The organism is Thauera phenylacetica B4P (assembly GCF_000310225.1).
Lineage (GTDB): Bacteria > Pseudomonadota > Gammaproteobacteria > Burkholderiales > Rhodocyclaceae > Thauera > Thauera phenylacetica.
The window spans coordinates 1-8,235 of the sequence record NZ_AMXF01000186.1 but is presented as its reverse complement, the minus strand read 5'-3'; the positions used below and the strand labels follow the sequence as shown (position 1 = coordinate 8,235).

General features: G+C 71.4%; 10 protein-coding genes. 3 read left to right on the top strand and 7 right to left on the bottom strand.

Annotated elements, in window-relative coordinates:
• Positions 1-84 precede the first annotated feature (84 nt).
• The 5 genes from C667_RS17570 to ppk2 all read right to left on the bottom strand — a co-directional run bounded on the left by C667_RS17570 (position 85) and on the right by ppk2 (position 4,361).
• Positions 85-294 carry a hypothetical protein gene (locus tag C667_RS17570; protein WP_004372495.1) on the bottom strand — a complete coding sequence of 70 codons (210 nt, stop codon included), beginning with the start codon at positions 292-294 and terminating at the stop codon, positions 85-87.
• Between the two features lie 11 nt (positions 295-305).
• Positions 306-1,646 carry a glutathione-disulfide reductase gene (gene gorA / locus C667_RS17565; RefSeq protein WP_004372492.1) on the bottom strand — a complete coding sequence of 447 codons (1,341 nt, stop codon included), beginning with the start codon at positions 1,644-1,646 and terminating at the stop codon, positions 306-308.
• Positions 1,647-1,716: 70 nt separating this feature from the next.
• Positions 1,717-2,274: a glutathione peroxidase gene (locus C667_RS17560; protein WP_004372491.1), complete on the bottom strand. Its 558-nt coding sequence runs from the start codon at positions 2,272-2,274 to the stop codon at positions 1,717-1,719.
• Between the two features lie 85 nt (positions 2,275-2,359).
• Positions 2,360-3,001 carry a hypothetical protein gene (locus C667_RS17555; RefSeq protein WP_004372489.1) on the bottom strand — a complete coding sequence of 214 codons (642 nt, stop codon included), beginning with the start codon at positions 2,999-3,001 and terminating at the stop codon, positions 2,360-2,362.
• A gap of 175 nt (positions 3,002-3,176) precedes the next feature.
• Entirely contained in the window at positions 3,177-4,361 is a 1,185-nt protein-coding gene (gene ppk2, locus C667_RS17550) for a polyphosphate kinase 2 (RefSeq protein ID WP_004372486.1), read from the bottom strand.
• Between the two features lie 138 nt (positions 4,362-4,499).
• Between ppk2 and C667_RS17545 the strand changes: the two genes are divergently transcribed.
• Positions 4,500-5,453 carry an alpha/beta hydrolase gene (locus C667_RS17545; protein WP_004372485.1) on the top strand — a complete coding sequence of 318 codons (954 nt, stop codon included), beginning with the start codon at positions 4,500-4,502 and terminating at the stop codon, positions 5,451-5,453.
• A gap of 44 nt (positions 5,454-5,497) precedes the next feature.
• Here the strand turns inward: C667_RS17545 and C667_RS17540 are convergent, their stop codons facing one another.
• Together C667_RS17540 and xpt are read right to left on the bottom strand one after the other, a co-directional pair.
• The gene (locus tag C667_RS17540; RefSeq protein WP_004372483.1) at positions 5,498-6,361 is read right to left on the bottom strand and encodes an HDOD domain-containing protein; all 864 of its coding nucleotides are present in this window, start codon (positions 6,359-6,361) and stop codon (positions 5,498-5,500) included.
• Between the two features lie 84 nt (positions 6,362-6,445).
• Positions 6,446-7,048 (bottom strand): xanthine phosphoribosyltransferase, encoded by a 603-nt coding sequence (xpt, locus tag C667_RS17535; protein ID WP_004372481.1) that lies wholly within the window; start codon positions 7,046-7,048, stop codon positions 6,446-6,448.
• Positions 7,049-7,578: 530 nt separating this feature from the next.
• Between xpt and tadA the strand changes: the two genes are divergently transcribed.
• On the top strand, positions 7,579-8,043 hold the full coding sequence (gene tadA / locus C667_RS17530) for a tRNA adenosine(34) deaminase TadA (protein WP_039922018.1): 465 nt from the start codon (positions 7,579-7,581) through the stop codon (positions 8,041-8,043).
• The coding region (locus tag C667_RS17525; RefSeq protein WP_004372477.1) for a L,D-transpeptidase at positions 8,044-8,235 on the top strand (192 nt) is incomplete at its 3' end.

Here is an 8,235-nt window from a genome sequence, read left to right as displayed (position 1 = left end):
GCAGGCGTCGGCCGTGCCCGCAGCCGCTGCCGCGGCCGCCGGGGGTGGCGGTTGCGGCGGCGGTGGCGGCCACGGCTGCTGCTCCTAAGCCTTTCCGTACTTGCGGAAGACCGCGCGGGCGTCGTCCTGCGCGCGTTCCAGCGTGCACGTCGACGGGTCGTCGTCGTGCCCGCTGAAGAACCCGTCCTCCTGGGCGGCCATCACCAGCTTGATGGCCGCCTTTTCGCTTTGGTCGTAGCGCTCGTAGAGCAGCGTGGCGACCTCGTCGAGGTGTTGCTCGTAAGTCATCGGCATCGCGTGCTCCCTTAGCGCATGGTGACGAATTCTTCGGCGCTGGTCGGGTGGATCGCGATCGTGTCGTCGAAGTCCGCCTTGCGCGCGCCCATCTTCACCGCTACCGCGAAGCCCTGCAGCATCTCGTCGGCGCCGTCGCCGATCACATGGGCGCCGACGATGCGCTCCTCCGCGCCGACGCACACCAGCTTCATCGCCGTCTTCGGACGATGCTCGGTGAGCGCGTTGTACATGGCGGTGAAGCGCGTGGTGTAGACCTTGACGTCGGTGAAGCGCTTGCGCGCCTCTTCCTCGGTAAGGCCGACGGTGCCGATGGCGGGGTGGCTGAACACCACGGTGGGGATGTTCTCGTAGTCCAGCTTGCTGTCGGCCGCGCCGCGGAACAGGCGCAGGGCGAGGCGACGGCCGGCCGCGATCGCCACCGGGGTGAGCTCGGCGCGGCCGGTGATGTCGCCGATCGCGTAGATGCCGGGCACGTTGGTGTTCTGGAAGGCGTCGGTGGGGATCGTGCCCTTGGCGTCGGCCTCGATGCCGGCGGCGGCGAGCTGCAGGCGGTCGGTGTTGGGCTGGCGGCCGGTGGCCCACACCAGCGCATCCACTTCGAGGCTGCCGGCCTCGCCGCAGTCGACGAGCACGCTGCCGTCGGCCTGGCGGTGCAGCGCGCGCGCCTGGGTGCCGAAGCGCAGCGCGATGCCGTCCTCCTGCATCTGCGCGGCGAGCTCGTCGCGCAGCAGGGCGTCGAAGGGGCGCAGCAGGCGATCGCCGCGCACCAGCATGGAGACCTCGCTGCCCAGGCCGCGGAACACGCCGGCCAGCTCCACCGCGATGTAGCCGGCGCCGACCACGGCGACGCGGCGCGGCTGCGCTTCGAGGGCGAAGAAGCCGTCCGAGTCGATGCCGAGCTCGGCGCCGGGGAGCTCGGGCAGGGCGGGGCGGCCGCCGGTGGAGATGACGATGTGGGGCGCGGTGAAGCGCTCGCCCTCGACCTCGACCACGCGCGGGCCGGCGAAGCGCGCGAAGCCGCGCCTCAGCTCGACGCCGGACTTCTCCAGCATGCCGGCGTAGACGCCGTTGAGGCGCTCGATGTAGGCATCGCGGCGCTGCTTGAGCGTGGCCCAGTCGAGGTGGCCGGCGACGTCGGCGAAGCCGTAGCCCGGTGCGTCGCGCAGCGCCTGGGCGATGCCCGAGGCGTACCACATCACCTTCTTCGGCACGCAGCCGACATTCACACAGGTGCCGCCGAGGCGCGCAGCCTCGATCAGCAGCACGCGCGCACCGTACTCCGCGGCGCGGCGGGCGGTGGCGACACCACCGCTGCCGCCGCCGATGGCGATCAGGTCGTATTCCTTCATGGGTTCTCCCTTTCCGTGGGCGGCTGCGCGTGGCCGCCGCCTCGTTGTCGCCCCCGGCGGGGCGGGGCGCTCAGAGCGCCTTCTCGATTGCCGCGATGACCTCGGGCGCGTCGGGCTGGGTGCGGCTGCCGAAGGCCGCCACCACGCGCCCGTTGCGGTCGATCACGTATTTGTGGAAGTTCCATTCCGGCGCCGCCGACTGGCGCGCGATCTCGCGGAAGAGCGGATGCGCCTCGGCGCCGGTCACGTGGATCGGCGCGTACATGTCGAAGGTGACGCCGAAGTTCTGGAAGCAGACCTCGGCGGTCTCGGCCTCGTCGGCGGCCTCCTGGCGGAAGTCGTCCGAGGGGAAGCCGGCGACCTTCAGCCCGCGCTCCTTGAAGCGCTGGTGCACCGCCTCGAGCTCGCGGAACTGCCGCGTGAAGCCGCAGTGGCTGGCGGTGTTGACCACCAGCACCGGCTGGCCGGCGTAGCGCTCGGCGAGCCGCACCGACTCGTCGGCGTGCAGGCGGCGCAGGTTGTGATCGTAGAGGCGCGTCGTCGCATCGTCGGCCGCGCCCGCGGCGGGGGCGAGCGTGGCGAGCAGCAGGGCGGGGGCGAGGGCGCGCGCAAGACGGGTGAAGGGCATGATCGGTCTCCTGGGGGAAGGGCTCGGGGTGGACCGGGCGGGGCGAGATCGGTTCGCCTCGCGGGCGCGGGATCCACGGTGTGGCTCAGAGCCGGCTCAGATCCTCGATGGCATCGACGACCATGCCGGTGCCGACGCTGATCAGCAGGATGTCGGCCGCGACGCGGACGAGGCGATGGCCCTCGGGCGGCATGCCGAGGCGCAGCACGATGTCGCCCGGCGCGTCGTACCACACCACGTCGCGCGGCAGCGGCGCACCAAGGCGCCATTTCTTCGCCAGTCCCGGCGGCATGCAGCCGTTGCGCTTCCGGGCCAGCCCGGGCGGGCAGTCGCCCGCACGGTGGCGCTCGCCGTAATACTGATGCACGGTCTCGCGGTGGCGGTCGGTGAAGTAGGCCGACACGCGCGCCGAGGAGCCGGCACGCTCGCTGCGATGGTCGCGGTCGCGCTCCTGCTCGCGGTCGCGTGACTGGGCGCCGTCGCGGTCTCCCCCACGCCCACGGGCGTCGTCGCCGCGCGCATCGCGATTGCCCTGCTCGCTGCGTTTGTCGGGGCGCTTTTCACCGCGTTCCTGGGGACCGCCGCCGCGCTCGGTCTGGCCGCCCTGCGCACGCTCGGGTTTGCCGCTGCCGGCCCAGTCCGGCTTGTCGGCGAAGGCCGGGCCGGCGAGGAAGGCGGCCAGGATCAGGCCGGATGCGGCCTTGTGGCGAAGCTTGGCGAGGCTCATCTCGTGCTCCCTTGTCGTTTGGATGTTCGGGGAGCGGCCGGCGGTACTCGAATGCCCGCCCCGCGCCCGTGCCTGCAGCATAAACGGGCAGCGGCGCGGGCGTCACGACGACTTACCTCTTGTCACCGCCCGCCGGGGGCGGGATGCAAACCCCGCCGCGTGCGGCCGCGGGCGCTCACAGCAGCGGCACGTCGTCCTTCTCGCCACGCTCGTACACCACGTTGGCGCGGCCCACCAGCAAGGGGTCGAGCGGGCCGATCAGGGAGACGTCCTTGTTCGCATAGGGCAGCTTGTGCAGCACGTAGCGCAGCGCGTTGAGGCGCGCGCGCTTCTTGCAGTCGGACTTGACCACGGTCCACGGCGCGTCGGCGGTGTCGGTGTAGAAGAACATCGCCTCCTTGGCCTTGGTGTAGTCGTCCCACTTGTCGAGCGAGGCGAGGTCGATCGGCGACAGCTTCCACTGCTTGAGCGGGTGCGACTCGCGCTCCTTGAAGCGGCGGCGCTGCTCGTCGCGGCTCACCGAGAACCAGAACTTGATGAGGTGGATGCCGCTGCGCACCAGGTTGCGCTCGAACTCGGGCACCTGGCGCATGAACTCGTTGTACTCGTCGGGCGTGCAGAAGCCCATCACGCGCTCGACTCCGGCGCGGTTGTACCAGGAGCGGTCGAACAGCACGATCTCGCCTGCGGTGGGCAGGTGCTGGATGTAGCGCTGGAAGTACCACTGGCCGCGCTCGAGCTCGGAGGGCTTCTCCAGCGCCACCACGCGTGCGCCGCGCGGGTTGAGGTGCTCCATGAAGCGCTTGATCGTGCCGCCCTTGCCGGCGGCGTCGCGGCCCTCGAACAGGATCACCACGCGCTGGCCGGTCTCCTTGACCCAGGCCTGCAGCTTGAGCAGCTCGACCTGCAGGCGGTACTTCTGCTTCTCGTAGGCCTTGCGCGACATCAGGTTCCGATAGGGGTAGCCGCCCTTGCGCCAGTCGGGCGAGAGCTCGTCGTCCGGGTGGGCGCCCGGGCCCTGCGGCAGGTCGGCGCGCATCAGCGCCCGGCGCAGCATGTGGATGTCGTCGGGCGAGGCACCGTCGAGGATGGCCTCGAGGGCGTCGGTCTTCGCCTGCGGATCGGCCGCGGCGCGGGCGAGGATGTCCTTGACGGCGACGAGCTTGGAGTCTTGCGCCGCGTCGATCGCCTGCTCGATCTCGAAGTCCTCGATGCCGGTGCTGCTGAAGTCGGGCGCGGTGTCGCCGGCGGCGCTCGGGCGCGCCGCGCCCTTGTTCTTCGCGCGGGACGCGGTGCGCGGCTTGCGGGCGCGGGTGGAGGGGGTGTCCGCTACGGGGACGTTTTCCTCGGTCTTGTTCATCTGTTCCTTCTCCCTTGTTTCAACGAATTCTAATCCTCTGCGTCCCGCTCGGCACGCGCGCGGTGGGGTGGGCGGGTAGAATCGCGCACTACGCGCGGCGCCCGGACCGGCCGCGCAAAACGTCCCGACCTTTCGATCATGCCGCTCACCAAAGAAACCCGTTCCCTGCTCGACATGGCCTACCGCGTCGGCGTGCCCCGCTTCCACGAGCTCTCGGTGGCGCAGGCGCGCCACTCGGCGCAGAAGCTGCACTTCGCCTTCCGCCCCGAGGCGCCGGCGGTGGCTTCCACCGCCGAGGTGCCGATCCCGCGCCCCGACACCTCGGCGCTGCTCGCCCGCCTGTACCGGCCCTTCGGCAGCCATGTGGACGAGCGCCTCGCGCTGGTGATCTTCGCGCACGGTGGGGGCTGGTGCATCGGCGACGTGGCGAGCTACGACGTGGCCTGCCGCGAGCTCGCCAACGCTTCGGGTTGCGCGGTGTTGTCGGTGGAGTACCGGCTCGCCCCCGAGCATCCTTTCCCCGCCGCGCCCGAGGACATGCGCCTGGCCTTCGACTGGGCGGTCGACAACGCCGACCTGCTCGGCATCGACCCGGCGCGGATCGCCCTCGCCGGCGACAGCGCGGGCGGCAACCTGGCGATCGTCACCGCGCTGGCCCTGCGCGAGGCCGAGGCGAGGCCGGCCTTCCTGCTGCTGATCTACCCGAGCACCGAGATCCGCAGCAGCCGGCCCGCGCGCGAGCGCTACGCCGACGGCTTCTTCCTCGACCGGGAGTCGCTGCAGTGGTTCTTCGAGCGCTACCTGCCCGACGTGGACACCGAGGACTGGCGGGTGTCGCCGATGCGCGCGGCCTCGCTTGCCGGGCTGCCGCCGATGCAGGTGATCTGTGCCGAATGCGATCCGCTGGTGGACGACTGCGTGGCCTTCGTCGAGCGCGTGCGCGGCGAAGGCGGTGAGGTGGCGCTGCGTGTCTTCGAGGGCGTGGTGCACGGCTTCTACACCCTGGGCAAGCTCATCCCCGAGGCGCGCGAGGCGGTGGCGCTGTCGGCCGCGGCCTTGCGCGCCCACCTGGTGGAGCACGCGCAGGCCTGAGCGGGGGCGGTGGCGCCCCTCGCGCAGGGGCGCGCGGCCGCGGCTCAGCCGCAGGCGGCGGAGATCAGCTCCATGCGGCTGGCACGCGCCTCCGACATCAGCGCGTCGAAGCCGTCGTGGTCCAGCCCGTCCGCCACACTCGCCTCGAGCAGCTCGCCGCGCTGGCGGCTGCCGAGCAGGTTGTCGAAGGGGTTGGGCGATTCGGCCGCGAGGGTGGCCAGGAAGACCACGTCGCCGAGCTCGGCCGGCGGCCAGCCGGTGTTGGCGAAGGGGTCGGCGGCGCAGGCGGTGATGATGCGCTCGGGCATCTCGAGGGCCTCGAGCACGGCGTCGCGCACCGGCTCGTCCCAGGTCGTGACCACCTCGGCGAAGCGCCCCATGTCGCCCTCGAGCGCCGGGTAGCGCGCCGCGCGTGCAAGCAGGTAGAACTGGCCGATGTCGAGCATCAGGCCGGCCAGCATCGCGGCGTCGGGGTCGGGGCGCTTGAGATGGTGGGCGAAGGCGCAGGACCACGCCGACACGTCGATCGAGTGCATCCACAGCCCGCTGGCAACGAGCCGCATCTGGCGCGAGCGATGGTCGCGCGCGAGCTGCTCGGCCGCGACCGCGAAGGCGAGGCAGCGCAGGGTGGACAGGCCGATGCGCTGGATCGCGTCGCCGAGGCTGGTGATCTGGCCGCGGTAGGGGTTCAGCGTCAGCGTGTTCGCCATCCGGATGACCTTGGCGGCGAGCAGGGGCTCGGTCTGCACCGCGCCGGCGATCTGCGCGAGCGAGGTGTCCGGGGCGTCGGCGAGCTTCTGGATGCGCAGCGAGAGGTCGAAGACGGTGGGAAAGCTCGTCACGCCCTCGCGCAGTTCCTGCTGGATCTGTTCGGCGAAGGCTTCGAATTGGGTGTCGAAAGAGCTCATGGGCCGGTTCCGTTCATGGGATTGGCGGAGTCTATGCGCATGCGGGCGGGCGTGCGCGTGCAAATCCCACGAACGACCGCGGCTTCAGGGCTGGGTGAGGCGGACGTGGCCGTTCTCGAGCGCCTCGACCTGGGCGAGCGTGCACACCGGCACGCCGAGCGCCTCGATGGTGGCGTGGCCGTGCTTGAAGCGCTTCTCGACGATGAAGCTCGCGCACAGCACCTCGGCGCCGGCCTCGCGGGCCATCTCGACGAGCGCCACCGCGGTGCGGCCGTTGGAGAGGAAGTCGTCGACGATGACCACGCGGTCGGTCGGCACGATGTAGCGCTGCGACAGCACGAGCTTGGTCTCGCCGCCCTTCGTGGGCGAGGGGATCACGCGCGCGATCGCGGGGGATTCGACCTGGGGCGCGTATTTCTTCGCGTACACCAGCGGGATGTCGAGCGCCTGGGCGACCACCAGGCCGGGGGCGATGCCGCTGGCCTCGGCGGTGAGCACCACGCTGGGCTCGAAGCGCACGAGCCGCTTGGCGAGCTCCTGGCCCATCTCGGTGATGAAGCTGGGCTCGATGCGGTGGTTGAGGAAGTGATCGATCTTCAGGATCTGGTCGCCGATGACGGTGGCCTCGGCTTCGATGCGGCGCACCAGCGGGCCGTAGGGGCGGATGAGTTCGGGATCGGGAAGCATGCGCGGGTCCGTAAACGGAAATGCCCCCGGGCCGGGGGCTGGACGGGCGGATTCTAGCCGAAGGCGGCGGCGTTGTAGGAGCGCCGGCAGGCGCGAACGCGGGTCGATCGTGATTTTGGTTCAGATCGTGATTTCGGCTCCGGTCATGATTCCCGCTCCGATCCGGCGGCGGGGCCGGGCGGGCGGTCGCCGCCTGCACTCGCGGCCCTGCGCTGCGCTTCGGGCTACCCTCGGCGGCGGACGCCGCGGGGGCGGCGACACGAACTCGGCGCTGCGCGCCTCGGACAGGTGTCGCCTTGTTTCCCCCGCGACGCCCTCCACCTCGGCGCTCCTGACGTTGGCGACCCCCCGCCCGGCCCCGCCGCCTCGCGGCCTTTCTGGTTTGGGGCGTCATTCGTGGTTCTGCCGGCTTCGCGCCGATGCCAGCGGTGGTCGAGGTCGGCAAGCATGCACGGTCGTGCGACGGTGGTCGCGAATCGGTGCGCGAGCTTTCGGGCTAGAATCGGCCCCGTTTCCGAACGATGAACGCGATGAACGAAGAAGACTACATGCGCGCCGCGCTCGAGCAGGCGCGCGCGGCCGGGGCCGTGGACGAGGTGCCGGTGGGCGCGGTGGTGGTGTGTGCGGGCGAGATCGTCGGCCGCGGCTTCAACCAGCCGATCGGCCGCCACGACCCCACCGCGCACGCCGAAATCATGGCGCTGCGCGACGCCGCGGCGCGCCTGGGCAACTACCGGCTGCCCGGCTGTGAGCTCTACGTGACCCTGGAGCCCTGCGCGATGTGCTCGGGCGCGATCATGCACGCCCGCATCGCGCGCGTGGTCTTCGGTGCGCGCGACCCCAAGACCGGCGTCGCCGGCAGCGTGCTCGACCTCTTCGCCGAGCCGCGCCTCAACCATCACGCCACCATCGAGGGCGGGCTGCTTGCCGACGAGTGCGGGCGCATGCTGTCGAGCTTCTTCGCCGCCCGCCGCGGGCGCACCCTGGTGGCCTGAATGCGGATCCGCGTGGACCTGGGCCGGCAGCGCCTGGAGCTCTTCGGCAAGGATGGCGCCTGCATCCGTCGCTACGCGGTGTCGACCGGCGAGCGCGGTGCGGGCGAGCGCAGCGGCAGCCTGCGCACGCCGCGCGGCCGCCACCGCATCCGTGCATGCATCGGCGCGGGCGCGCCGGCGGGCGCCGTGTTC